Origin of the sequence: Nocardia brasiliensis NBRC 14402 (genome assembly GCF_000308475.2) — a bacterium.
Classification (GTDB): Bacteria; Actinomycetota; Actinomycetes; order Mycobacteriales; family Mycobacteriaceae; genus Nocardia; species Nocardia brasiliensis.
This window is the reverse complement of record NZ_BAFT02000112.1, coordinates 162,248-185,525: the sequence shown is the minus strand read 5'-3', so window position 1 is coordinate 185,525 and position 23,278 is coordinate 162,248. Positions and strand designations below refer to the sequence as shown.

The window sequence follows — 23,278 nt, the reverse complement described above, 5'->3', positions numbered from 1 at the left end:
AGTAAGTTCGCCCCGTCCAGTGTGCCGCAACTCACCCGCAAAATCGCGATACCGAACTTTTCGGACAAGCGCCCAGCTTGTTAGGTTGTTGCGTTGCGCAGAGCTGTCACGCAACTGGGGGCCAACACCATTTCTGTTGGTGTGCAGGTGAACTGGAGTTTTTGAGTATGCGTATTCGTACTGTCGTCGCCGGTGTCGCCACCGCGCTCGGACTTGCCGTGCTGGGTGCGACCACCGCGGGTGAGGCGGCGGCGATCGTGCCGGAGTTCGATCCCGGCGTAGGCCTCTACGGGGCCTTGGACCTCAACGGCGCGGAGACCGCTGCACTGCGGAACAGCCCCATTCCCGGCATGCTCGACGGGCTCTGGATGGATCGCGGGCTGATCGACGCGGACCCGGCGTCGCAACTGTCCGGCGCGCACACGGGTGAGGACATCGACGCGAACTTCTCCGATGTCGTCGCCGAGGCGGCCGCGCGCGGCGGCACGGTGAGCATCGGCATCGTCGATCCGCTGCGGTTCTATGAAGGCAACATCTACCCGAGTCAGGTCCATCGGAACTTCCTCGTGGTGCAGTTCCTGTAGGGAGGTGCGTGCGTCGGCCGGACCCCGGCCGGCCCTCGATGCGGCGGTGCGTTGCGCACCGCCGCATCGCGTTTTACGCCGTTGACCGGGGGTAGTCCGGTCCGAGTGCGCGCGCGGGGGGCCGGATTTGATGTCGCTGAGCGCGTCGGGCATACTGTTCGGGTTGCCTTGCACCGGGCCGTGCCTGTTTCCGAGCGAAACGGGATTGGCCGGGCGGGGCGAGTGAGCACTAAATCGTGTACCTCGCTGGGAGACCGGCGTGGGTACGTCCGGGACATTGTTCCAGGCCTGAGATGAAGTTCGATCCGGGACCGAGGAATGAGCGGAGGGGCGACACGCCCGACCGCGTGGACCGGAGAACCATGACAGATGAACAGCGGCGAGGATCGAGCATGCGTGCTTGATCGCGGTCTCACGTGAGACGTCTTCGTGTGTTCGGGCTGTGCAAATAGAGGGTGGTACGGAAGCCAGCTTCCGGATCACGAAGGTAAAAGCGGAGAAAAGGACACTTAGCGTGGCGGGACAGAAGATCCGCATCAGGCTCAAGGCCTACGACCACGAGGCGATCGACGCGTCAGCACGCAAGATCGTGGAGACGGTGACCCGTACCGGGGCCCGCGTCGTCGGCCCGGTGCCGTTGCCGACCGAGAAGAACGTGTACTGCGTCATCCGTTCGCCGCACAAGTACAAGGACTCGCGCGAGCACTTCGAGATGCGTACGCACAAGCGGCTGATCGACATCCTCGACCCGACGCCGAAGACGGTCGACGCGCTGATGCGCATCGACCTGCCGGCCAGCGTCGACGTCAACATTCAGTGACGGGGACTCGAGATATGACTGACAACAAGAACAGGCCTGCGGCGGGCATCCTGGGCACCAAGCTCGGCATGACCCAGGTGTTCGACGAGAAGAACCGCGTCGTGCCCGTGACCGTGATCAAGGCCGGACCGAACGTTATTACCCAGATCCGCACCGTGGAGCGCGACGGCTACAGCGCCGTCCAGGTCGCTTTCGGCGCCATCGACCCGCGCAAGGTGAACAAGCCGGTCTCCGGCCAGTTCGCCAAGGCCGGTGTCACCCCGCGCCGCCACGTCGCCGAGATCCGCGTCGCCGACGCGTCCACCTTCGAGGTCGGCCAGGAGATCAACGCCGACGTGTTCGAAGAGGGCACCTACGTCGACGTCACCGGTACCAGCAAGGGCAAGGGCTTCGCCGGCACCATGAAGCGGCACGGCTTCGCCGGCCAGGGCGCCTCGCACGGTGCGCAGGCCGTGCACCGTCGCCCGGGTTCCATCGGTGGTTGCGCCACCCCCGGCCGCGTGTTCAAGGGCATGCGCATGTCGGGTCGGATGGGTAACGACCGTGTCACCACCCAGAACCTCTCGGTTCACAAGGTGGATGTCGAGAACGGCCTGCTGCTGATCAAGGGCGCCGTCCCTGGTCGTCGCGGCAACGTCGTCGTCGTCAAGAGCGCCGTGAAGGGTGGTGCGCACGCATGACCAGCCTCGAGAAGAAGGCCAACCTCACGCTGCCGGTGAAAGAACCGGGCGGCAAGACCAACGGCACCGTCGACCTCCCCGCGGAGATCTTCGACGTGACCGCCAACATCGCCCTGATGCATCAGGTCGTCACCGCGCAGCTGGCCGCGGCCCGGCAGGGCACGCACTCGACCAAGACGCGTGGCGAGGTGTCCGGTGGTGGCAAGAAGCCGTACCGCCAGAAGGGCACCGGTCGCGCCCGTCAGGGTTCGACCCGCGCACCGCAGTTCACCGGCGGTGGCACCGTGCACGGCCCGCAGCCGCGCGACTACAGCCAGCGCACCCCGAAGAAGATGAAGGCTGCCGCTCTGCGTGGTGCCCTCTCCGATCGGGCGCGCAACGAACGTATCCACGTGGTCACCGAACTGGTCGCCGGGCAGACCCCGTCGACCAAGACCGCCAAGAGCTTCCTGGCCGAGCTGTCGGACCGCAAGAAGTTCCTGGTCGTCGTCGGCCGCGAGGACCTGGCCGCGTGGAAGAGCGTGGCGAACCTGGAGCACGTGCAGCCCATCGCACCGGACCAGCTCAACACCTACGACGTGCTCTACAGCGACGAAGTGGTGTTCAGCGTCGAGGCCTTGAACACCTTTGTGCACGGCCCGGCCGAGGCAGCACAGGAGGAGAGCAAGTGACCACGATCGCCGACCCCCGCGACATCCTGCTGGCGCCGGTCATCTCCGAGAAGTCCTACGGACTGATCGAGGAAGGCACTTACACCTTCCTGGTGCACCCGGACTCCAACAAGACGCAGATCAAGATCGCCGTCGAGAAGGTCTTCGGTGTCAAGGTCACCAGCGTCAACACCGCCAACCGTCAGGGCAAGCGCAAGCGGACCCGCTTCGGTTACGGCAAGCGCAAGGACACCAAGCGCGCGCTCGTGACCATCTCGGCCGACAGCAAGCCCATCGAGATCTTCGGAGGCCCGGTCGCGTAAGCGGACGGGAATCCAGAAAGCAGAGAAGAACTCATGGCAATTCGTAAGTACAAGCCGACAACCCCGGGTCGCCGCGGGTCGTCCGTTTCGGACTTCGCTGAGATCACTCGGTCGACCCCCGAGAAGTCGCTCATCCGTCCGCTGCACAGCAAGGGTGGTCGTAATGCGCACGGTCGCATCACCACTCGGCACCGCGGTGGCGGCCACAAGCGCGCCTACCGTCTGATCGACTTCCGTCGGCTGGACAAGGACGGCATCCCGGCCAAGGTCGCGCACATCGAGTACGACCCCAACCGCACCGCGAACATCGCGCTGCTCCACTACGTGGACGGCGAGAAGCGGTACATCATCGCGCCCAAGGGCGTGGTGCAGGGCACCCCGATCGAGTCCGGCCCCACGGCCGACATCAAGCCGGGCAACAACCTGCCGCTGCGCAACATCCCGACCGGTACCACGATCCACAACGTGGAACTGCGTCCGGGCGGTGGCGCGAAGATGGCCCGTTCGGCCGGATCCAGCATCCAGCTGCTCGGTAAGGAAGGCACCTACGCCACGCTGCGTATGCCCTCCGGTGAAATCCGTCGCGTCGACGTGCGCTGCCGCGCCACCGTCGGCGAGGTCGGCAACGCCGAGCAGTCGAACATCAACTGGGGCAAGGCCGGCCGTATGCGCTGGAAGGGTCGTCGCCCCACGGTCCGTGGTGTCGTCATGAACCCGGTCGACCACCCGCACGGTGGTGGTGAAGGCAAGACCTCCGGTGGTCGCCACCCGGTCTCGCCGTGGGGTCAGCCGGAAGGCCGCACCCGCAAGCCCAACCGCCCGAGCGACAAGCTCATCGTCCGCCGCCGCAAGTCCGGCAAGAACAAGCGCTGAAGGAGGAGGTAAGAAATGCCACGCAGCCTCAAGAAGGGCCCGTTCGTCGACGACCACCTCCTCGCGAAGGTGGACGTGCAGAACGAAAAGGGCACGAAGCAGGTCATCAAGACCTGGTCGCGTCGTTCGACCATCATCCCCGATTTCATCGGCCACACCTTCGCCGTCCACGACGGTCGCAAGCACGTGCCGGTGTTCATCTCGGACAACATGGTCGGGCACAAGCTCGGTGAGTTCGCGCCGACCAGGACGTTCAAGAGCCACGTCAAGGAAGACCGGAAGAGCAAGCGGCGATGACGACTGAGACTCAGAATCCGACTGCCCGCGCGACGGCAAAGCACGTTCGCGTCACCCCGATGAAGGCACGTCGTGTCGTGGACCTGGTCCGCGGCAAGCGCGTCGAGGACGCCCTGGCGATCCTGAAGTTCGCGCCGCAGGCCGCGAGCGAGCCGGTCGCCAAGGTCGTCGCCAGTGCCGCGGCCAACGCCGAGAACAACCTCGGCCTGAACCCGTCGACCCTGGTGATCTCGACTGCCTACGTCGACGAAGGCGCGACCATGAAGCGGTTCCAGCCGCGTGCCCAGGGCCGTGCGTTCCGTATTCGCAAGCGCACCAGCCACATCACCATCGAGGTCGAGAGCATCCCCGCCGCCGGTGGAGCAGCAACTCGTAACCGCCGGAAGGGAGGGGCAAAGTAAATGGGACAGAAAATCAACCCCCATGGCTTCCGCCTCGGTATCACCACCGACTGGAAGTCGCGTTGGTACGCGGACAAGCAGTACGCGGACTACGTGAAGGAAGATGTCGCCATCCGCAAGCTCCTCGCCACCGGCATGGAGCGGGCGGGCATCTCCAAGGTGGAGATCGAGCGCACCCGTGACCGGGTTCGCGTCGACATCCACACCGCTCGTCCGGGCATCGTCATCGGCCGCCGTGGCGCCGAGGCCGATCGCATCCGCGCCGAGCTGGAGAAGCTCACCAAGAAGCAGGTGCAGCTGAACATCCTCGAGGTCAAGAACCCCGAGTCGGATGCGCAGCTGGTTGCTCAGGCCGTGGCCGAGCAGCTGTCGAACCGTGTGGCGTTCCGTCGCGCGATGCGTAAGGCCATCCAGTCGGCCATGCGTTCGCCGAACGTCAAGGGCATCCGCGTGCAGTGCTCGGGCCGCCTCGGTGGCGCCGAAATGTCGCGCTCGGAGTTCTACCGCGAGGGTCGGGTGCCGCTGCACACGCTGCGCGCCGACATCGACTACGGCCTCTACGAGGCCAAGACCACCTTCGGTCGCATCGGCGTGAAGGTCTGGATCTACAAGGGCGACATCGTCGGTGGCAAGCGTGAGCTGGCTGCCGCGAGCGCACCGGCCGGTGGCGATCGCGATCGTCCGCGCCGTGAGCGTCCGTCTCGCCCGCGTCGCTCCGGTTCCGCCGGTACCACGGCGACCAGCACCGAGGCCGGACGCGCCGCCACCGCGGTGGCCGACGCACCGGCAGAGACACAGGAGGGCTGACGCAATGCTGATGCCTCGCAAGGTCAAGCACCGCAAGCAGCATCACCCGAGTCGTTCCGGCATGGCCAAGGGCGGCACCTCGGTGGCGTTCGGCGAGTTCGGCATCCAGGCGCTGGAGCCGGCCTACGTGACCAACCGGCAGATCGAGTCGGCGCGTATCGCGATGACCCGTCACATCAAGCGTGGCGGCAAGATCTGGATCAACATCTACCCGGATCGCCCGCTGACCAAGAAGCCTGCCGAGACCCGCATGGGTTCCGGTAAGGGTTCGCCGGAGTGGTGGATCGCGAACGTCAAGCCCGGTCGCGTGATGTTCGAAATGTCTTACCCCAACGAGGAGATCGCTCGTGAGGCCCTGCGCCGCGCGATGCACAAGCTCCCGATGAAGTGCAGGATCGTGACCAGGGAGGAGCAGTTCTGATGGCTACTGAAACACCGGCCGCAGAGCTCCGCGAGCTCACCGAAGAAGAGTTGGTGCAGAAGCTGCGCGACTCCAAGGAAGAGCTGTTCAACCTGCGCTTCCAGATGGCGACGGGTCAGCTGGACAACAACCGTCGGCTGCGCGTGGTTCGTCACGAGATCGCGCGCATCTACACGGTCATGCGCGAGCGCGAGCTCGGTCTGGCCACCGGACCCGCTGACAAGGGAGACGCGGCATGAGCGAGCAGAAAGTGGAAGAGCGCAACAGCCGCAAGGTTCGTACCGGCTACGTTGTCTCGGACAAGATGAACAAGACGATTGTCGTCGAGCTGGAAGACCGTAACCGGCACCCGCTCTACGGCAAGATCATTCGCACCACCTCCAAGGTGAAGGCGCATGACGAGAACGAGATCGCCGGCATCGGCGACCGCGTCCAGCTGATGGAGACCCGACCCCTGTCGGCCACCAAGCGCTGGCGTCTGGTCGAGGTGCTGGAGAAGGCCAAGTAAGCCTCCTCGGTCCGAAAGTCGAAGGCCCGCTTCCCGTTTCGGGAGGCGGGCCTTTGTCGTAGCGGCCGTTCGGTGCGTGGTCCGCAATCCACGTGATTCTCACGTGCTCCACGTGATATCCTGTGGCATGTCCAAAAGGAACCTGACCATCCAGCTGGATGAAGAGGTGATCGCGCAGGCAAAGCTGATCGCTGCCCATCGGGGTACTTCCATCAGCGCGCTGCTTGCGCAGCAGGTGCGCGAGCTCGCCCAAGATGTCGATCGCTACGAGTATGCGAAAAAGCTTGCATTGCAAGCGATGGCGGAGGCGACAGGGCATGGTGGGACTATCACCTGGAGCCGCGACGAGCTGTATGACCGGGGGGAGCGCAGGTACTCGTGACGGACTTGGGGCGCACCTTCATTGATACCAATATCCTCGTCTATGCGCACGATACAGATGCCGGTCGAAATCATCAGATTGCGCAGACCATCTTGGAGGGCCTGTGGAGCCGCAAAACCGGCGCACTCAGTACTCAGGTACTTCAGGAGTTCTACAACATTGCCACTCGTAAGCTGACGCCGCGGATGAGTCAGGCGAAGGCCCGTGGCATAGTCGCCTTGTACAGCGGATGGTGCGCCATCGACATGGACCCGCTGGTCGTCGTGAGCGCTTCATTCCTCCAGGAGACGCACACCATGTCCTGGTGGGACGCGCTGATCGTCGAGGCTGCCGTGCAGTCCGGCGCGAAGTACCTGCTGTCGGAAGATCTGCAGCACGGGCGGAAGTTCGCGGGTTTGGAAGTGCGCAATCCGTTTGTCGATCTGCCGAAATAGGTTTGTTCGCCGCGGAGTTCCCGCCGACTCGAGTTGTCGCGGAATTCGAAATCTGCATGCCGTACTCGGCCCGCGACATGCCGACGTTCTGCGGGATGTCCGTCGTGCCTTGTACTGTCGGATTGTGTTGCGGCAGGTCGGGGCTCGGCGCACCGACGCCCGCGCAGTCGGTCGATGCGGAGGTGTGACCAGTGGAATCCACGCGGGAAGCAGGACAGTCCAACGACCGGATGTTGCTGCGTAAGCACCTGTTGAAAGCCAAGATCGCCGGGGAGGTCGCGACACCACGCGAAGGAAACCTGGCGCACTACCGCAGGATGGTCGACAAGGACCCGGCTTACCAATTCGGACTGGCGCTGAAGGATTGGACGTTCACCGAAACGCTGGCGATGATGGCGCAACTGTGTGGCGTCAACCCGGATCCGCGGCATCGGCACGGGCAGGACACCATCGATCCCGAACTCACCCTCGACGCGCTCGACGCGATGGGTGCCCGCATCGGCCGCGCCGCCGAACGCCAGGAAACGGTACTGCTCGCGACCGGGCATCCGGGAACGCTCATGGGTGTCTATCGCGCGGTCGAGGATGCGTTGCGCGCCAACGGATGTACGGTCCTGACCCCGGCCGCCGGTTGGTCGTATCGGATCGCCACGCCCAACGGCGCGGCCCGTCGCGAAATCGTCTACACGTCGCGGGTGGCGGCGCTCGGCACCAACGGCTACCTGAAACACACGCACGATCCGCAGCCGATGCAGGCGATGCTGCACGAACTCGCCGACGGAGCGGGCTGGCCCGACCTCGTCGTGGCCGATCACGGCTGGGCCGGGGCGGCGGGCGAAGCCGGTATCGACACCGTCGGCTTCGCCGACTCGAACGACCCGGCGCTCTTCGCCGGGCACGCCGAAGGCAAGATCGCCGTCACCGTCCCGCTGGACGACGGTGTCTTTCCCGAGTACTACGAACCGTTGACCACCTACCTGCTCGATCGTGCGGGGCTGGTCTCCTGAACCCGTTCGGGGGTTGTGCGCCGGAGGACGTGCCCGCTCATGAGCGCAGTTTGGTCGGCAGCACCAAGGCGTCCGCGTAGTCGGGGGGTGTAAAGTCCGGCACATCCGCCGGGTAAACGCCGCGATGTCGGCGCGTGAGAACTGGGCTGCCTCGGGCGATCCGGCACTGTCCTGCATGCCGCCGTTCTGCGATCTTGCTGTTCGAGCAGGGCGTCCCTCGGCTCGCGTGCCGGCTGGCCGCAGCTGGTTCCCGTGGGTAACAGAATTCATGGGATAAATCGGTGGCGGAGGGTGCCCGGGGCGTGCCAAGCTCGGTCGGTGCGGGCGTATCGGGTGGTTTTGGCGAGCGCGGCGGTGCGCAATGTTCTCCTGCTCGGATCGCTCGTACGTATCCCATTTTTCGCGGGCGCGGTGCTGCTCGCGTTGCATGTGGTGCAGACGTTGGACGGATCGTACGCCCAGGCCGGCGCGCTGAGCACGGTTGTCACCGTGTGCATCGCGCTCAGCGGGCCGTGGCGCGGCCGCCTGCTGGACCGGTTCGGGTTGCGGCGCACGATCCTGCCGTCCATCGTGATCGAGGCGGTGTGCTGGTCGATCGCGCCGTTCGTCGACTATGTGCCGCTGCTGATTCTGGCCGCGATCGCCGGATTGTTCAGTGTGCCGATCTTTTCCGTGGTCCGGCAGGCGGTGATCGCCGCGACCACCGAGCAGAACCGGCAGCCCGCGCTCGCGTTGGAGGCGGTGTCGGTGGAGGCCGCCTTCATGGTCGGCCCGATCATCGGCGTCGCCGCCGCGAGCGTCTGGTCGACGACGATCGTATTGTTCTGTGCGCAAATGGGTCTCGTGCTCGCGGGCGTGCTGCTGTGGATCATGAATCCGCCGCTGCGCTCGGCCGACCCCGCCGCCGATGCGCCCGCGATACCGCGCCGTAGCTGGTTCCGCGTCGAGTTCGTCGCGCTGTGTGTCGGTGCGAGCGTTGCCATTTCGGTTCTCGCCGCGACCGAGCTGACCTTCGTTTCCGCGATGCGCGAGTTCGATGCGCAACAGTGGCTCGGCATCGTCCTGGCCATCTGGGGTTTCGGGTCGATCATCGGCGGGCTGGTCTACGGTGCCCTGCACCGCGCGATCTCCACCTACCTGCTCCTTTTCGGCCTGGGCGTGGTCACCCTGCCGATGGCCTTCGTCGTCGGCCCGATCTCCCTCGCCATCACCGGTCTCATCGCGGGCGTGTTCTGCGCACCGACCGTCACCGCCTCGCTCGACCAGGTCAGCCGCATCGTCCCCGAGGGCGGCCGCGGCGAAGCCATCGGCTGGCACGGCGCCGCCCTCACCCTCGGCAACGGCATCGGCAGCTCACTCGCCGGCCTGGCCATCGATGCCGGCGGCTTCTCCGCCGGCTTCGCCGCCGCCGCCCTCCTCGGCATCGCCCTCGGCGCCGGCCTGGCCCTCCTCGTCCGCCTCATGAACCGCCGCAACCCCACCCCGGCAAAACCTCCCTCGCCGGTCAGCGGAATCGCATCCTGAATCTTCTGCGGACACGGCTGCTGCGGAATCAGCCGAGGTCACCGATCCACTGGATCATGAGCAGGTGGACCTCGCGGCGTTGTTCCACGACGAGGTAGGTCGCGAGTCCTTCGTGGTGCACTCCGAACGGCAGCGTTCGCACCGGCGCGTCGGGATTCGCGCGGTTGACCGAATCGCCGCTCCACGGACTGACTTCGAGGGTGACTCGCAGCTCCGCGAACGACGCGAGTGCGGGTATCGGGAGGGCTGCGATCTATTGAGCTACGTCAGGGTCGTTCTCAACTCTGTACACCTACATGTCGGCTTTGGCGCGGGTGACTTCCAGCGGTTCGTCTTCGGGGACCGCAGCACCCGTCATCAGCTCGGCGCTTTGCGCACGACGTTGCGATAGCTTTCGCGGTCGCTTTGCAGAAGTGCGGTGCGCCGCCGGAGTTCGAGGGTGCGGAAGAGTTCGGTCAGGTCGAGGCTCTTGCGCGCCTCGACGAGAGCCTGCTCATACGCGATGTCGAACTCTTCGCGGTCGGTAGGTAGTAGCGCCGAGCGAATGTCCTGGGGCGACGCGCCGGGGCGCAGCGGGTGTCCACTGCTCGGCTGTTCGTCGTAGGCATACGTGGCGGTCATGCCACTGACGATAGCTGGATGCCGAAAGTGATCCCGGGGTTGTGGTGTCCAGACCTGGAGTTTTGGTGGGTTTGGTTTGGGTCTTGCGTTATACGTATACATCTACTTATAGTGGGTCGGACGGTTGGGGAGGGTGCTTGACCGTCTCGGGTCGGACGAAGTGGGGGTCGGGGTGGCTGGTGCGTCGTGGATGGAGCTATGCGCGTATGCGCATCGACGAATGGAGTTGATCATGGTTGAGGAATCGCAGCAGGTGGAGGTGGTCGACTTCCGGAAAGAGTCGGCGGAACTGCCTGAGGTCGTGCTGCCGGTCGGTCCCGGTGGGACGCGCAAGCAGCGTTTTCACGGGCGCAAGCTCGGTGAGGCGAAGCAGTTCAGCAAAACGGGTGTGGAACTGATTCGGCTCTATGTGACCCGGAAAGGCAAGTACGTCGTGCATCGCCAGGCGGCCGATTGGACCGACCTGTCGCTGATGAGCGATTGGGTGCAGGAACTGAAGAAGACCAATTGGCGCGGCCTGGATCTCGAACGGTGCGCCTGGAGCGATTACGCGCTCGACATCGTGGACACCGCCGAGGAGCTGCGAGATCTGGTCCCGCCCAGAATCTTCCGCACGCTCGACGCGGTGAACGAACATCCCCCTATCGAGGATCTCGACATCTGAGCCACGGCTCGGATACCGAAAGGAACTGTCCCCCATGTTTGCTCGACTCGGGCGCCTGGTTGTTCACCATCCGTGGAAGGTGATCGGCCTGTGGCTGCTCATCATCGTCGGCGTGGTCGCGGCGGCACCGCAACTGAAGTCCACCACCGACCAATCCGCGTTCCTGCCTTCGCATTACGAATCCATTCAAGCAATGGAGATGCAGCAGAAGGCCTTTCCGCAGAGCGCGGCCCCCGCGGCGATCATCGTGTTCGAGCGAGCCGACGAGGCGCCGCTGAGCGAGGGTGACGCGGCTTCGGTCGCGGCGATCGGCGGAAAGCTCACCGCGGCGAATATCAAGGACGTCACCGGATTGCAGGTGGTTCCGCCGTCGGAGAACAAGCTCATCCAGATCATCGCGGTGCAGATGACCAAGGTGACCAGCGCGGGCGACACCACGCAAAGCGACGCGGTCAAAGCGTTGCGCACCGCGCTGCAGGACCAGGTGCGCGGTAGCGACCTGAAGGCGGGCATCACCGGGCAAGCGGCGCAGATGCTCGATCAGACCGAGTCGAGCGAGAAGGGCATGGCGATCATCGGCATCGCCACGATCGCCTTGATCCTGGTGTTGTTGCTGATCATCTTTCGCAGTCCGGTCATCGCGCTGCTGCCGATCATCACCATCGGCGCGGTCTCCAGCCTGGTGAACGGCCTGATCGCGATGGTGGCCAAGGCTTTCGATCTGCAGGTGGACAGCTCGGTCACCGCCATCCTGCTCGTCGTGCTGTACGGCGTCGGCACCGACTACATCCTGTTCCTGATGTTCCGCTATCGGGAACGGCTGCGGGCGGGGGAGGATCCCAAGACCGCGATGGTGAGCGCGGTGACCCGCGTCGGCGAGGCGATCACGTCTGCGGCGGGCGCGGTGATCATCGCCTTCATGGCGCTGACGCTGTCCACCCTCGGCATGTTCCGGGCGCTCGGTCCGGCGCTGGCGATCGCGGTCGCGGTGGCCCTGCTCGCCGGTCTGACGCTGATTCCCGCGGTTGTTTCGCTGTTGGGCACCAAGGTGTTCTGGCCGTCGAAGGCTTGGCAGGCCGAGCCGAAGGGGGCGCGCTTCGCCGCGATCGGTGCGGCGCTGGGGCGGCGTCCGGCCGCGTTCGCGCTGGCCTCGGGTGGTCTGCTCGTCGCGCTCGGCATTCTCGCCGTCGGATTCAACCCGACCTTCGACCTGAGTTCCGGCTCGACGTCGGACGCCTCCGAATCGGTGGTCTACAACAAGGAATTGCTCAAGGGCATGCCCGCCGGCGCCACGCAGCCTTCGGACGTCCTGCTCCGTTCCGATGGCGCGTTGACGGTCGAGCAGCTCACGACCTTCCGCGCGGCACTGACCGAGGTGCCCGGCGTCGGGCAGGTGGGCGAGCCGCGGCTGTCCCAGGACAAGGCGATCGCCGAGTTCCAGGTAACCCTCACTGCCGCACCGGAATCGGACGCTGCGCTGGAAACCGTCGAGGGCCCGCTGCGCGATGCGGCGCACGCGGCGGCTCCGGCGGGTACGACGGCGGCCGTCGGCGGGCTGACCGCGGTCTTCGTCGACTTCCAGGACGCGATGAACCGGGACTATCTGATCGTGTTCCCGGTGGCGGCGATCCTGATCATGATCGTGCTCGGTCTGCTGCTGCGCAGCCTGGTCGCACCGTGGTACCTGATGGCCTCGGTGTTCCTCGGCTTCGCCGCGACGCTCGGCGCTGCGGTGCTGGTGTTCCAGCACATCCAGGGCAATTCCGGGCTGATCTTCACCCTGCCGTTGATCATGTATCTGTTCGTGGTCGCGCTCGGCACCGACTACAACATCCTGATGGTCGCCCGGTTGCGGGAGGAAGCACGCGAAGGCCATGACCCGAAACAGGCTGCGGCACTGAGCCTGCGGCACACCGGCCCGACGGTCGCGGCGGCCGGGGTGATCCTGGCGGGCACGTTCGCCTCGATGATGCTCGCGGGCAACAACGTGCTCTCGCAGATGGGCTTCGCCATCTCGGTCGGCATCGGCATCGCCGCCTTCGTGATGGCGATGTTCTTCACGCCGGCGCTGACGGCGCTGCTCGGGCACCGGGCCTGGTGGCCGGGGCACGGGGACGAGCGGCCCGGCGACGCGGGCCCGTCCGCCGGGAGTGGTGAACGGCCGGACCTGAGGCACGATCCCGCTCCCGCGGGCGGTGGCTGGTCCAACGCCGGTGAACGACGGCAGTAACCCGAAATGACAAGGGCCGCCCTCTGGTTGATCCGGAGGGCGGCCTTCGTCGTTCAGTCGCGAGAGCCTGCCGCCAGTTTCGCGAGCGTGTCGCGGAGCAGACCGGGGGCCAGCCCGCGGTGCTTGACGGACAGCCGCTGCCAGACGGTCGCGGCGAGCGGGCGGTCGTATCTGATGATCGTCAGCAGGGTGACCTGCTGCTTCTCTACCTTGATCACGAGCTGCCCGACGAGCATCCACGAGTGCGCCTCGAGCCGGATCCAGTCGTCCCCGTGCCCTGCGATCCGCCATCCGGCGATATGCGCGGACGAGCGCCGCCACGCGAGCCGCATGCCGAGCAGCACCCGCCAGATGAATTGTCCGCCAAGGCCTGCGACGTCTTCGAAGGCCGCGTGCGCCCACTGGTCCGGGGTCCACTTCGGGCCCGCGTCGGTGCTCAGGGTGAAGGCGTCGGAGTAGTCGGCGTCGGCGAGGGTGCCGAGCGCGCGCAACGATGCGGGAATGTCCCGGAGTTCGAGCACGGCGGGCTCGAATTCGCTTGCGGGCGCGTCCTTCCGGTCGCCGGTCTGGACGGTGGTGGGCTGATTCGGCACGGCAGGCTCCTTCGACTGCGAACGCCGTTTCCGGCGTCGGATCGACCTGGTCGGCGCGTGCGACGAGCCGTTCGATCCATCTATACGGTTGCGTATAGATGGAGGTTAGCGCGCGATATACGGCGCCGTATAGACGATGTGACGGAGGTATCGCGAGGAGAACGCAAGCGCACCCTTCTGTATCCGCGCACCCGCGCTGGCATGCGGCTTCGGGTGCGGGAAGGCAGAAGGGGTGCGGAGTGACAGAAGGGGTGCGGAGTGCCGGCTAGCCGCTGATCGCGTACGGTCTGCGTACCTTCATGGCCGCCTCGACGGCACGATCGACGGCGGCGCGGGACACGCCGACCTCGTTCGCGATACCCGGTGTCGCCCAGGCCTCGTCGGCGAGGCGCAGGATCTCCGTGAGCTGCGCGGCGGGCAGGTTCGACATGCGGCGACGCACGATTTCGTGCGCTATCACCGCGATCTCGTTGTCCTCGTCGAACTCGTCTTCGTCCTCGTCGTCGAACATCTCGGGTTCCGGCTCGATCGGGGCGCGGGCCACGACGCTGCTCGGCTCGACGCGAGCGCGCGGCCGGGACGGTTCCGTGGGTTCCTCGAAAACCAGCTGCTCGATCTCGGCCTCCGCCCGAGCGCCGTTGTGCGCAGCGGGCTTCCGGCGAACAGCGGGCTTGGGCGCGGGTTCACCCGAGATCGCCTGGGCGACCGTGTCGGCGATGGTTGCGGCGGCTTTCCTGATGGGGTCACCAGGGTGAGGCTCTTCGGGATCGTCGCCGCGCGGCGCTTCGGCGCTGGGCTCGTTCACCGGCGGGACCGCGGTGCCGGGGCCGGGCTGTTCGCGAGCTACCTCGTGCATCGGGAACAGCGGAATGGCATGCCCGTTCGTCCCATTGGCGCGGGCCGCCTCGTCCCCATTGGTCAGCGGCCGACCGTTGGCCGCGCCGGTCCGTCCGTTGACGGCATGACCGTTCGTCACAGCATGGCCATTGGTCCGAGGCTGCTGCACCGTGCCGTTCTGCTCAGCTGAGACAGGCTGCGCGCCAGCGCCGTTGATCGGTGGTGTCGCCTGCACCGGCCGTGTTTCAGCGGGGCGGGTGTACCCGTTGACCGTCTGCCCGTTACTGCCGTGCTGGTTCGGCGCGGGCGAATGCGGCACGTCGTGCCCATTCATGCGCGGCGCGGCAGACGCATTCGGCTCGCCCGTAGGGATCGCATCGAGATCGTCGGCCGGGGAAGTCCGCGGCTCCGGGTGATCCTGCGTCGGGAACGCGGGAGCTGCCTGGTGATCATCGAGAATCGCCTGCTCCGCATACCCATTGACCGTCGCGTCGTGCAGGCCGAAGACGTGATCCAGCCGGTGCCCGTTGGTCCCGGGCGACGCGTGCCCATTTGTCGCCGAGCCGGCGGGCTCGGAGGAAGTCGACAGGGGCCGCTCGTTGCCGCTCGAAAGTCCGGGCACCACATGTTCGTTGGTCACTGGAGCGGCAGCTGCCCCATGTTCCTCGGTAGATTCACTCGCACCGTCGGGCGAAGTGCTCAGTGTCGACCGCTGGTGATCAGAAGTCGCCTCGAATGCGAACCGTCGCGGCTGCCCGTCATCGTCCAGGCTCGCATGCTCCCGATCCCCGTTGAGGGCCTTGGCCGAACGATCCACCGGCTGGTCGGTCCCGTGCACCGCCCGTCCGTCGCCCACCGCGGTAGCTGACGGCGGCAACGGGTGCCCGTCCGCCGGCGAAAGCCCATGCACCCCGTTGCCATTGGCGCCCGCCCCGGCCGAAAGGCCCTGGACAGCCCGGCCATTGGTGACCGAACCGGTGGATCCGTGCGCGTGGCTCGCCCGCCCATTGACCACAGGCACGGTGTGACCGTTGTTCGCGCGCAACGAATGCCCATTGGTCGACGAGGCCGCCGACTCGACCGAGTGCGCCAGCTCGTGACCATTGACGCCGGTAAGCCCCTGCGCTGCAAGTCCGTTGGCGGCGGAGCGGAGGGTGGAGGTGTCCCCGCGCGAGTGGCTATCGACGGTGCCCGCATACTCTTCGGCGATCGAAACCGCCTGGGCCGTGCGGAGGTCGGTCGCCTGACCGGCGGCTGCGGCCGGATGCCGCACTTGGTCGCCATCGGCGGACGGGAAGGCAGCACGCTCGGCCGGTGCGAGCCCGCTGCTCAACTGCCCACCGTCCACTTCCCGGGTGGGCAACCAGGCGCGGTCGTCGGGGGCGTCGAGGGTGAATCCGCGTTCGGCCGGCCGCCGCAGCATGCCGGGCTCGGGATCCACCACGGCCGCGCCGTCGATGAGTAGTGCGTAGCGGGCGGAAACCCAGGCGTGCAACCAGATCACGACGCCGACCATGACGGGTGCGATCGCGTATTCCGCGGCTTGCCCGTAGGAGCCGGACGCCAGATGCGGTCCCGCGTTGAGTGCGATGGTGGTGCCGAGCAACGCGGTTTCGAAGAACACCACTTTGCCGCGGTCGAGTTCGCGTCCCCAGCGGGCGGCGGTGGTGGCGGCCACCATGATGGTGATGATCGGGATGGAGATCATCGCTTCGATGCCGTAGCTCAGCCAGTACAGCGGGTCGGACATGTCGCCGCTGGGTACCAGGTTGTGCTGCACGTTCACCCCGGCCCACACCATGCCGAGCACGACCACCGCGATCAGTGCGCGCGAGGACCATTCGGCCCGCCGGTACAACTGCGCGAGCCGGGCGTCTTGGCTGGATACCCGTCGTCGCGCGGCCAGTGCGCGCCGATGCCACCGCGCGTCGTCTTCATCGGAGCGGCGAATGTGGGCCGCGGTGCGCCGGTCGCGTTTCTCCGCCGCGAGTTCCGCTTCGACGGCGCGCTTGCGCTGTTTGCGCCGTTGCGCGCGAACCCATTCCGCGAGTTCGCGTTCTGCCGCGATTTCGTCTTCGGACAACACGTCGAACAGGGCGGCATCGTGTTGCAGTGGCAATTTGCCGCGGGCGGTTTCGACCCGCTGCGCCAACGCGGCGATTTCGGAACTGCCGGTCGATTGTTCGTCGCGCATCGCGAGCCTTCCCGGAGCAGATCGTGCAGCAGACCTACTTGCTCGAACGTATGTGTGATCGGAGTGAGACTAAACCGGCCACCGGCCGCGGTCAACGCCGACGCTCGAAAACATGTGCGAAATTGTCCGCCCCGAAAAGGCGCTCCCGCCGAACGTCCCGGTAAACACCCTTTCACTTCCGACACACCGGTTCGGGCAACACGCCGGTGTTCGGACGGCGCGATAGGCGGGGAATTCCGCTGAGGGATGGCGGAATTCGGCGCGGGGAAACGCTCAGCTGAGGGTGGTGTGCCACACGATGGCGGCGGCGAGTGCGCCCGCGCCGTTGACCGACCAGTGCAGCGCGATCGGGGCGAGCAGGCTGCCGCTGCGGCGGCGCAGCCAGGTGAAGACGACGCCCGCCGCCGCGGTGGCGAGGACGGCGAGCAGAATGCCGGCGATCTGCCCGGCCACGCCTCCGCCGACGAACCCGGCCAGGCCGCGATTGCTGCTGGTGAGTCCGAGCGAGGAGGCGATATGCCACAGTCCGAACAGCAGTGAACCGGCCGCGAACACGCCGCGCACGCCGTAGACCCGGTCGAGCGTGCCGTGCAGTACCCCGCGGAAGGCCAGTTCCTCGGGGATCACCGTCTGGAGCGGAATAACGATCATCGAGGCGATCAGCGCGCCGGAGATGGTGGCGTAGCGATCGGCCAGAAAGAACGGGCGGGTGATGGGCAGTAATGCGCCGATGGCGACAGCGGCGAGCACCACGCCTACCGCACCGAGCGCGTAGAGCGTCCCGCGCTTCCATTGCCGCGGCGAAAGCCCCAGCTCGTGCCAGTGCATGCCCCGCCTGCGCATCAGCGCCAGCAGAACCACGGCGGCGACGGGCACGGTCACGATGCTCGCCCAGGCGGTGGTGAAGTGGGCGATGAGATTGGTGCCCGCCAGCGCGAGGACCACGACCGCCACATCGAGATAGGCGTGCAGTTTGTGGCGGGGCGGGGCCTCGTCCGCGAGTTCCGGTGCGAGCATCCCGCCTAGTGTACGGATGGTCGCCGGGGGTGCTGATCGATCGGTCATTTGTGGTCGGTCTACCCGAATTCGCCCGATCCACCGGTCTCGGTGTGCCGCCGCCATTCGCGAGCTACTCTGACTAGAACTCGTTTCAATTGAGTGGGCCACGCCCGGCGCGGCTCGAGCCACCGCGCCGGACGTCCGGGCCGGCTGACCGTCAGTGGGTCAGCCGGCCCACCCGGCCGGATCGGTCCAGGCCTGCAGCGTGCGAGTGGTCTCGAAACGGCGCGGCGCGCGGCTGATCGGATCGGTGAATTCCAGTGTCGCGGCGAGCAACTGCAACGGGCGGGTGAAGTCGTCGACCGGTTTGCCGGTGAGCATCGGATAGAAATCGTCGCCGAGGATCGGGATGCCGAGGCTGTTCATATGCAGCCGGAGTTGATGGGTGCGCCCGGTGCGCGGCCGGAGCCGGTAACGGCCGAGCCCGTCGCGATGCTCGATCAACTCGATCGCGGTCTCGGCGTTCGGCTCGCCCGCGACCTCCTGCGCGGCAAGGACATGCTTTTCTTTCACGATCCGGCTGCGCACGACCCGGGGCAGGGCGAGCGCGGGATCGTACGGCGCGATCGCTTCGTACTCCTTCAGGACCGTGCGCTTGTGGAACATCGTTTGATATGCCCCGCGCCGCGCCGGATCGATGATGAACAACACCAGTCCCGCGGTGACCCGATCCAGCCGGTGCGCCGGAATCAGATCGGGCAGCTCCAGGTCTCGGCGCAGCCGCACCAGGGCCGTCTGCAGGATGTGCTGACCGCGCGGGATAGTCGCGAGGAAGTGCGGCTTGTCCACCACCAGCAGTGCGTCGTCGCGGTGCACGACGGTGATCTCGAACGGCACGTCCGTCTCGACCGGAAGGTCGCGGTGGAACCACACCGCCCCGCCGGGTACGTATGGCGCGTCCGGGGCGATCGGACCGGTGAGGTCGACGATCCCGCCGTCGCGCAGCAACTCATCGATGCGGGCCGGGTCCACGCGGGGGAGTCGCTGCACGAGGTGGTCGCGAATCGTCGCCCAGTCGCCGTCCTCCGGCAGCCGGAGCCGGGCCGGGTCGAGGCCGTGCCGCTTGGGCAACGGCGGTTGTTGCCGCCTTCTCATCGGCATCGACCCTAGTCGCCGCCGGTTTTCCCGGTTGCGGCGGACCGTGCGCGCGGCTCAGAAACCGCGCAGCCGATCCGGCCGGATGCGCACGACGGCCGAATATTCGGCGTAGAACTGTTCGGCGCTCATCGAGAGGTCGGCCAGTCCGTCACGGTATTTCGTGGTGAAGGCGGCGACTTCCGCTGCGGACGGCGCGTTTTCGTCGATCCTGGCCGTGCCGGTGAACACGACGACGTCGCCGCCGTGCGGGGTGCTGTTGAGGTGCAGCGCGACCCGCGGGTTGCGCACGAGGTTGCGCAGCTTGGCCTGGTCGGGCTTGCTGAACAGCAGGAATTCGTCGTTGCGCCACTGGAACCAGACGGGATTGGGTTGCGGGGTGCCGGTGGCGCCGACGGTGGTCAGCCAGATCACCTGTTCGGTGCCGAGGCGCTCGGCCACCCGCGCGCCGAAGTCGGTGCCGGGGTCGAGGACCGGGGTGGAGCCGGAGGCCGTTGTGGTCATAGGTGGCACAACGCCGGCCCGCTCGGGGGGATTCCGCGGACCCCGAGACGATCGCCGAGCCGCGTCCCGCGGGTCCCGGATGGTCGGAGAGCAGCCAACTTAGGCTAGCCTATCTTCTCGGATCGTTCTGTGTTTGGATGAGTCCGATTCCGGGCGAGACATCTGATGATGGTCGAGAGGCGAAGAGATATGACGGTGGAGGTCGCGCCGCTGCCTGCGGCGGAGACGGGGAACCGACCGCCCCGAGCGGTACAGAAGGCACGCAAGAAGCAGGAGGCGCAGGCGCGCAAGGAAATCCTTGCCCCGGTCCGGCGCACGCTCACGCTGGCGAGCCTGATCATGGCGGTCGCCTCGGTGTGCACCGTCGTGCCGTTCGTGCTGATCGTCGAAGCCTGTCGGGAGCTGCTCGTCGCCGAGGTCGACACCGATCGGGTGTGGCGCCTGGTGTGGCTGGCGATGCTCGTGCTGCTGGCGCGCGGACTGCTGCAGGCGGTCGCGCTCACCTGGTCGCATCTGGTGGACGCCGGCTACCAGCTCACCGTCCGGCGGGCGCTCGCGGCCAAGCTGACCAGGGTGCCGCTCGGCTGGTTCGGCGAGCGCACCTCCAGCGAGGTGAAGAAGTATCTCCAGGACGATGTCGAAGCACTGCACTATCTGGTCGCGCACGCGCGGCTGGAGTTCGTCGGCGCGCTGATCGTGCCGCTGGTGACCCTCGGCTACCTGGTGACCGTCGACTGGCGGCTCACCCTCGTGCTGCTGATTCCCTTGGTGGCCTACGCGATCTCGCTCAGCAAGATGATGGATCAGGACAGCAGGGATCGGCTGGCCGTCTACAACCGGTGGGAGCGCCGCGTTCAGGAGGCGACCGTCGAGTTCGTCGACGGCATCCAGGTGGTGCGCGCGTTCGGTCAAGCGGGCAAGGCGCACAGCGAATTCCAGGCGGCGGCGGACGGGCAGGCCCGCAGCCTCGATCGGTGGAAGACGCCGATGATCCGGTTGCAGTCCGCCTCCGACATCACGCTCGCCCCGGTGTTCGTGATGGTGCTCATCGTGGTCGCCGGATTGGCGGGCGTCGGGCTCGACTGGTTCGCCCCGCTCGACGTGCTGCCTTTCCTGCTGGTCGGCCTGGGGCTCGGCAGTTCGCTGCTCGGCCTCGGCTACGGCGGCCAGGCGTTGCGCGCCGCGGGCGCGGCGGCACTGCGCCTGCACGAACTGCAGCAGACGCCCGAACTGGTGACCGGGACGGGCGCCGCACCGGCGGGCGATGCAGCGCAAGGCGTGGTCCGGTTCGAGGCGGTCGGCTTCGGCTACCGCAGCGACCACCAGGTATTGCGCGATCTCGACCTCGAACTGCGGCCGGGCACCATCACCGCGTTGGTCGGCCCGAGCGGCTCGGGTAAATCGACGCTCGGCAAACTGGTGCCGCGCTTCTACGACGTCGACTCGGGCCGAATCACCATCGGGGGTCGAGATATTCGCGACTACTCGACCGAAGAGCTGTATCGCACCGTCGGATTCGTCTTCCAGGACGTGCGGCTGATCCGCGGCACGATCCGGGAGAACCTGCGGTTGGCCGATCAGGACGCCGACGACGCGGCCCTGGAGCGCGCCGCTCGGGCGGCGCAGATCCACGACCGGATCCTGGCGCTGCCGCGCGGCTACGACTCCGAGATCGGGGTCGACGCCAGCCTGTCCGGCGGTGAGGCGCAACGACTCTCGATCGCCCGCGCGCTGCTCGCGGACAGTCCGGTGCTGGTGCTCGACGAGGCGACCGCCTTCGCCGACCCGGAATCCGAGGCCGCGGTGCAGGACGCGCTCGCCGTGCTCGTCGCGGGCCGGACCGTGCTCGTCATCGCGCACCGGTTGCACACCATCACCGGCGTGGACCGAATCCTGGTGCTGGAGAACGGATCCATCGTCGAGCAGGGCGACCATCAGAGCCTGTACCAGGCCGGCGGCACCTACCAGCGCCTATGGGAAATCAACGAGGCGGCGCTCGGCGCCGTCTCCCTCATCGAGAAGGAGGCGGCGCGATGATCCGCAAGTTGCTCGGGCTCGTCCCCGACGAGTTCGCCCCGCTGACACCGAAATTGTTCGCGGCGATCACCGCGCAGGCGTTGAGCCAGGCGGTCGCATATCTGCTACTGGTGCCGGTGCTCGAGGCGTTGTTCGATCGCGACCTCGGCCGGGCCTGGTTCTGGGCGTTGCTGATGATCGCGGCGGTCGCGAGCGTCGCGATCTTCGGTTATCTCCAGGCCGTGCTGGGCCTGCGGATCGCGGTCGGCATGCAGCTGAAGGTGCAGACCCGCATCGGCGATCAGCTGAACGCGTTGCCGCTCGGCTGGTTCGAAACCGCCAATGCCGGAAAGCTATCCCGGATCGCCGTGGAGAACGTGCGGGAAATCCAGGGCGCCGTCGCGTATCTGCTCGCCAAGGTGCTCAACAGCGTCATCGTTCCGCTCGGCGTCGCGGTGGGCATGCTGTTCATCGACTGGCGGATCTCGCTGGCGATGCTGCTGGCGGCGCCTGTGCTGTTCGTGGTGAACAGCTTGGCGAACCGGGCCTACACCAAATCCGATGAGCGAGTGCATGCCGCGGCCGCCGAGGCGGACGCGCGGGTGGTCGAATTCGCGCAGGCCCAGCCGGTGCTGCGGGCGTTCGGCGCCGTCGGCGCGGGCAACCGGGCGCTCGATTCCGCACTGCACCAGCAACGTTCGGCGATCACCCGGATGGTGTTCACCGCGGTGCCCGGCCTGATCGTGTTCGCGCTGTTCGTGCAGGCGGTGTTCCTGGTACTGGCCTACGTGGTGATCAGCCGGTTCACCGACGGCGCGGTCTCGGCCGCCGCCGCGATCGCCCTGATCGCGGTCAGCGCGCGGTTCATCGAGCCGTTGAACCAGGCCGCGCAGCTGGCGAACGGACTGCGCGCGGCCGCGGGCGCGGTCGGCCGGGTCACCGGGCTGCTCACCGAACCCGTACTGCCGGAGGCGAAGTCGGCGATCACGCCGGGCGCGCCCGCGGTGGTGTTCGACAACGTGAGCTTCGGTTACCGCCCCGGCGAACCGGTGGTCGCCGACCTGACGTTCAGCGTGCCCGCGGGCACGACGACGGCGATCGTCGGCCCGAGTGGCGCGGGCAAGACGACGCTGCTGCGGCTCGCGGCTCGTTTCTACGATGTCGACGCGGGCCGGGTGGTCGTCGGCGAGCACGATGTGCGGGAGCAGCCCTCGGAGACGCTGCTGGATCAGCTGTCGCTGGTCTTCCAGAACGTCTATCTCTTCAATCGTTCGGTGGCGGACAACATTCGGATCGGCAAGCCGGAGGCCACCGATGCGCAGGTCTGGGCAGCGGCGCAGGCGGCCCGGGTCGACGAGATCGTGCAGCGGCTGCCCGACGGGCTCGACGCCGCGGTCGGCGAAGGCGGTGTCGCGCTGTCCGGCGGTGAGCGGCAACGGGTTTCGATCGCTCGCGCGCTGCTCAAGGATGCGCCGATCGTACTGCTCGACGAGGCGACCAGCGCGCTCGATCCGCACAGCGAGGCGGTCGTGGTGCGCGGGATCCATCAGCTCACCAAGGACAAGACCGTGATCGTGGTCGCGCATCGGCTGGCGACCATCGCGCACGCCGATCAGATCCTGTTCCTCGACGGCGGCCGGATCGTCGAACGGGGCACGCACGCCGAGCTTTTGGCGGCGGACGGGCGCTACGCCGACTTCTGGAACGAGCGGTCCCGTGCCGCCGGATGGCGACTGGAGCCGGTCACGGTCTGA

26 protein-coding genes are annotated in these 23,278 nt (G+C 66.9%); 20 read left to right on the top strand and 6 right to left on the bottom strand.

Annotated elements, in window-relative coordinates; genetic code table 11:
• Positions 1-167 precede the first annotated feature (167 nt).
• The 16 genes from TY25_RS39155 (at position 168) to TY25_RS39075 (ending at position 9,711) form a co-directional block, all read left to right on the top strand.
• On the top strand, positions 168-584 hold the full coding sequence (locus TY25_RS39155; RefSeq protein WP_042265168.1) for a hypothetical protein: 417 nt from the start codon (positions 168-170) through the stop codon (positions 582-584).
• Positions 585-1,098: 514 nt separating this feature from the next.
• Entirely contained in the window at positions 1,099-1,404 is a 306-nt protein-coding gene (rpsJ, locus tag TY25_RS39150; RefSeq protein WP_003938093.1) for a 30S ribosomal protein S10, read from the top strand.
• 14 nt (positions 1,405-1,418) lie between these two features.
• Positions 1,419-2,084: a 50S ribosomal protein L3 gene (gene rplC, locus TY25_RS39145; protein ID WP_014981655.1), complete on the top strand. Its 666-nt coding sequence runs from the start codon at positions 1,419-1,421 to the stop codon at positions 2,082-2,084.
• Entirely contained in the window at positions 2,081-2,755 is a 675-nt protein-coding gene (rplD, locus tag TY25_RS39140) for a 50S ribosomal protein L4 (protein WP_042265163.1), read from the top strand. Before rplC ends, rplD begins: the two co-directional genes overlap by 4 nt.
• Positions 2,752-3,057 carry a 50S ribosomal protein L23 gene (gene rplW, locus TY25_RS39135; RefSeq protein ID WP_014981657.1) on the top strand — a complete coding sequence of 102 codons (306 nt, stop codon included), beginning with the start codon at positions 2,752-2,754 and terminating at the stop codon, positions 3,055-3,057. Before rplD ends, rplW begins: the two co-directional genes overlap by 4 nt.
• Before the next feature lie 33 nt (positions 3,058-3,090).
• A complete protein-coding gene (gene rplB, locus TY25_RS39130; RefSeq protein WP_014981658.1) occupies positions 3,091-3,930 on the top strand; it encodes a 50S ribosomal protein L2 in 840 nt (279 codons plus the stop codon).
• A gap of 15 nt (positions 3,931-3,945) precedes the next feature.
• On the top strand, positions 3,946-4,227 hold the full coding sequence (rpsS, locus tag TY25_RS39125; protein ID WP_014981659.1) for a 30S ribosomal protein S19: 282 nt from the start codon (positions 3,946-3,948) through the stop codon (positions 4,225-4,227).
• A complete protein-coding gene (gene rplV, locus TY25_RS39120; protein ID WP_029892585.1) occupies positions 4,224-4,628 on the top strand; it encodes a 50S ribosomal protein L22 in 405 nt (134 codons plus the stop codon). The genes rpsS and rplV overlap by 4 nt, the downstream gene beginning before the upstream one ends.
• Positions 4,629-5,435: a 30S ribosomal protein S3 gene (gene rpsC, locus TY25_RS39115; RefSeq protein WP_029892584.1), complete on the top strand. Its 807-nt coding sequence runs from the start codon at positions 4,629-4,631 to the stop codon at positions 5,433-5,435.
• A gap of 4 nt (positions 5,436-5,439) precedes the next feature.
• On the top strand, positions 5,440-5,856 hold the full coding sequence (gene rplP, locus TY25_RS39110; protein ID WP_014981662.1) for a 50S ribosomal protein L16: 417 nt from the start codon (positions 5,440-5,442) through the stop codon (positions 5,854-5,856).
• Positions 5,856-6,095 (top strand): 50S ribosomal protein L29, encoded by a 240-nt coding sequence (rpmC, locus tag TY25_RS39105; protein WP_014981663.1) that lies wholly within the window; start codon positions 5,856-5,858, stop codon positions 6,093-6,095. Before rplP ends, rpmC begins: the two co-directional genes overlap by 1 nt.
• Positions 6,092-6,364: a 30S ribosomal protein S17 gene (rpsQ, locus tag TY25_RS39100; RefSeq protein WP_029892583.1), complete on the top strand. Its 273-nt coding sequence runs from the start codon at positions 6,092-6,094 to the stop codon at positions 6,362-6,364. Before rpmC ends, rpsQ begins: the two co-directional genes overlap by 4 nt.
• Positions 6,365-6,491: 127 nt before the next feature.
• Positions 6,492-6,746, top strand: coding sequence for a DUF6364 family protein (locus TY25_RS39095; RefSeq protein ID WP_014981665.1), 255 nt, complete (start codon positions 6,492-6,494; stop codon positions 6,744-6,746).
• Positions 6,743-7,180, top strand: coding sequence for a PIN domain-containing protein (locus TY25_RS39090; RefSeq protein ID WP_042265158.1), 438 nt, complete (start codon positions 6,743-6,745; stop codon positions 7,178-7,180). Before TY25_RS39095 ends, TY25_RS39090 begins: the two co-directional genes overlap by 4 nt.
• Before the next feature lie 191 nt (positions 7,181-7,371).
• Positions 7,372-8,187, top strand: coding sequence for a phosphatase (locus tag TY25_RS39080; RefSeq protein ID WP_201773755.1), 816 nt, complete (start codon positions 7,372-7,374; stop codon positions 8,185-8,187).
• Positions 8,188-8,505: 318 nt separating this feature from the next.
• Positions 8,506-9,711, top strand: coding sequence for an MFS transporter (locus TY25_RS39075; protein ID WP_226887068.1), 1,206 nt, complete (start codon positions 8,506-8,508; stop codon positions 9,709-9,711).
• 357 nt (positions 9,712-10,068) lie between these two features.
• Here TY25_RS39075 and TY25_RS39070 read toward each other — a convergent pair whose 3' ends face one another.
• Positions 10,069-10,332 carry a DUF6247 family protein gene (locus TY25_RS39070; protein ID WP_201773754.1) on the bottom strand — a complete coding sequence of 88 codons (264 nt, stop codon included), beginning with the start codon at positions 10,330-10,332 and terminating at the stop codon, positions 10,069-10,071.
• Positions 10,333-10,465: 133 nt separating this feature from the next.
• On the opposite strand from TY25_RS39070, the gene TY25_RS39065 reads away from it, so the two are divergent.
• Positions 10,466-10,996, top strand: a complete 531-nt coding sequence (locus TY25_RS39065) for an EXLDI protein (protein WP_146154093.1) — start codon at positions 10,466-10,468, stop codon at positions 10,994-10,996.
• A gap of 34 nt (positions 10,997-11,030) precedes the next feature.
• A complete protein-coding gene (locus TY25_RS39060; RefSeq protein WP_042265154.1) occupies positions 11,031-13,226 on the top strand; it encodes an MMPL family transporter in 2,196 nt (731 codons plus the stop codon).
• 53 nt (positions 13,227-13,279) lie between these two features.
• Here TY25_RS39060 and TY25_RS39055 read toward each other — a convergent pair whose 3' ends face one another.
• The 5 genes from TY25_RS39055 to TY25_RS39035 form a co-directional block, all read right to left on the bottom strand.
• The gene (locus TY25_RS39055; RefSeq protein WP_042265152.1) at positions 13,280-13,819 is read right to left on the bottom strand and encodes a hypothetical protein; all 540 of its coding nucleotides are present in this window, start codon (positions 13,817-13,819) and stop codon (positions 13,280-13,282) included.
• Between the two features lie 265 nt (positions 13,820-14,084).
• Positions 14,085-16,850: a hypothetical protein gene (locus TY25_RS41110; RefSeq protein WP_052383489.1), complete on the bottom strand. Its 2,766-nt coding sequence runs from the start codon at positions 16,848-16,850 to the stop codon at positions 14,085-14,087.
• Positions 16,851-17,123: 273 nt separating this feature from the next.
• A complete protein-coding gene (locus TY25_RS39045) occupies positions 17,124-17,867 on the bottom strand; it encodes a CPBP family intramembrane glutamic endopeptidase (RefSeq protein WP_042265150.1) in 744 nt (247 codons plus the stop codon).
• A 207-nt stretch (positions 17,868-18,074) separates the two neighbouring features.
• Complete coding sequence (locus TY25_RS39040; RefSeq protein WP_042265148.1) at positions 18,075-19,004, bottom strand: RluA family pseudouridine synthase; 930 nt, start codon at positions 19,002-19,004, stop codon at positions 18,075-18,077.
• A gap of 57 nt (positions 19,005-19,061) precedes the next feature.
• Positions 19,062-19,508 carry a TIGR03667 family PPOX class F420-dependent oxidoreductase gene (locus TY25_RS39035; protein WP_081869381.1) on the bottom strand — a complete coding sequence of 149 codons (447 nt, stop codon included), beginning with the start codon at positions 19,506-19,508 and terminating at the stop codon, positions 19,062-19,064.
• Positions 19,509-19,697: 189 nt separating this feature from the next.
• Here TY25_RS39035 and TY25_RS39030 point away from each other — a divergent pair, with 189 nt between their 5' ends.
• Both TY25_RS39030 and TY25_RS39025 read left to right on the top strand, forming a co-directional pair.
• Positions 19,698-21,545: an ABC transporter ATP-binding protein gene (locus tag TY25_RS39030; RefSeq protein WP_088607042.1), complete on the top strand. Its 1,848-nt coding sequence runs from the start codon at positions 19,698-19,700 to the stop codon at positions 21,543-21,545.
• Positions 21,542-23,278 carry an ABC transporter ATP-binding protein gene (locus tag TY25_RS39025; protein ID WP_042265146.1) on the top strand — a complete coding sequence of 579 codons (1,737 nt, stop codon included), beginning with the start codon at positions 21,542-21,544 and terminating at the stop codon, positions 23,276-23,278. The genes TY25_RS39030 and TY25_RS39025 overlap by 4 nt, the downstream gene beginning before the upstream one ends.

What these genes read in the sequence shown, in the direction of transcription:
- TY25_RS39155 (WP_042265168.1), top strand. Translation starts at nt 168, where the DNA reads ATGCGTATTCGTACTGTCGTCGCCGGTGTCGCCACCGCGCTCGGACTT.
- rplC (WP_014981655.1), top strand. Translation starts at nt 1,419, where the DNA reads ATGACTGACAACAAGAACAGGCCTGCGGCGGGCATCCTGGGCACCAAG.
- rplD (WP_042265163.1), top strand. Translation starts at nt 2,081, where the DNA reads ATGACCAGCCTCGAGAAGAAGGCCAACCTCACGCTGCCGGTGAAAGAA.
- rplB (WP_014981658.1), top strand. Translation starts at nt 3,091, where the DNA reads ATGGCAATTCGTAAGTACAAGCCGACAACCCCGGGTCGCCGCGGGTCG.
- rpsS (WP_014981659.1), top strand. Translation starts at nt 3,946, where the DNA reads ATGCCACGCAGCCTCAAGAAGGGCCCGTTCGTCGACGACCACCTCCTC.
- rplV (WP_029892585.1), top strand. Translation starts at nt 4,224, where the DNA reads ATGACGACTGAGACTCAGAATCCGACTGCCCGCGCGACGGCAAAGCAC.
- rpsC (WP_029892584.1), top strand. Translation starts at nt 4,629, where the DNA reads ATGGGACAGAAAATCAACCCCCATGGCTTCCGCCTCGGTATCACCACC.
- rplP (WP_014981662.1), top strand. Translation starts at nt 5,440, where the DNA reads ATGCTGATGCCTCGCAAGGTCAAGCACCGCAAGCAGCATCACCCGAGT.
- rpmC (WP_014981663.1), top strand. Translation starts at nt 5,856, where the DNA reads ATGGCTACTGAAACACCGGCCGCAGAGCTCCGCGAGCTCACCGAAGAA.
- rpsQ (WP_029892583.1), top strand. Translation starts at nt 6,092, where the DNA reads ATGAGCGAGCAGAAAGTGGAAGAGCGCAACAGCCGCAAGGTTCGTACC.
- TY25_RS39095 (WP_014981665.1), top strand. Translation starts at nt 6,492, where the DNA reads ATGTCCAAAAGGAACCTGACCATCCAGCTGGATGAAGAGGTGATCGCG.
- TY25_RS39070 (WP_201773754.1), bottom strand. Translation starts at nt 10,332, where the DNA reads ATGACCGCCACGTATGCCTACGACGAACAGCCGAGCAGTGGACACCCG.
- TY25_RS39060 (WP_042265154.1), top strand. Translation starts at nt 11,031, where the DNA reads ATGTTTGCTCGACTCGGGCGCCTGGTTGTTCACCATCCGTGGAAGGTG.
- TY25_RS41110 (WP_052383489.1), bottom strand. Translation starts at nt 16,850, where the DNA reads ATGCGCGACGAACAATCGACCGGCAGTTCCGAAATCGCCGCGTTGGCG.
- TY25_RS39045 (WP_042265150.1), bottom strand. Translation starts at nt 17,867, where the DNA reads ATGCTCGCACCGGAACTCGCGGACGAGGCCCCGCCCCGCCACAAACTG.
- TY25_RS39040 (WP_042265148.1), bottom strand. Translation starts at nt 19,004, where the DNA reads ATGAGAAGGCGGCAACAACCGCCGTTGCCCAAGCGGCACGGCCTCGAC.
- TY25_RS39035 (WP_081869381.1), bottom strand. Translation starts at nt 19,508, where the DNA reads ATGACCACAACGGCCTCCGGCTCCACCCCGGTCCTCGACCCCGGCACC.
- TY25_RS39030 (WP_088607042.1), top strand. Translation starts at nt 19,698, where the DNA reads ATGACGGTGGAGGTCGCGCCGCTGCCTGCGGCGGAGACGGGGAACCGA.
- TY25_RS39025 (WP_042265146.1), top strand. Translation starts at nt 21,542, where the DNA reads ATGATCCGCAAGTTGCTCGGGCTCGTCCCCGACGAGTTCGCCCCGCTG.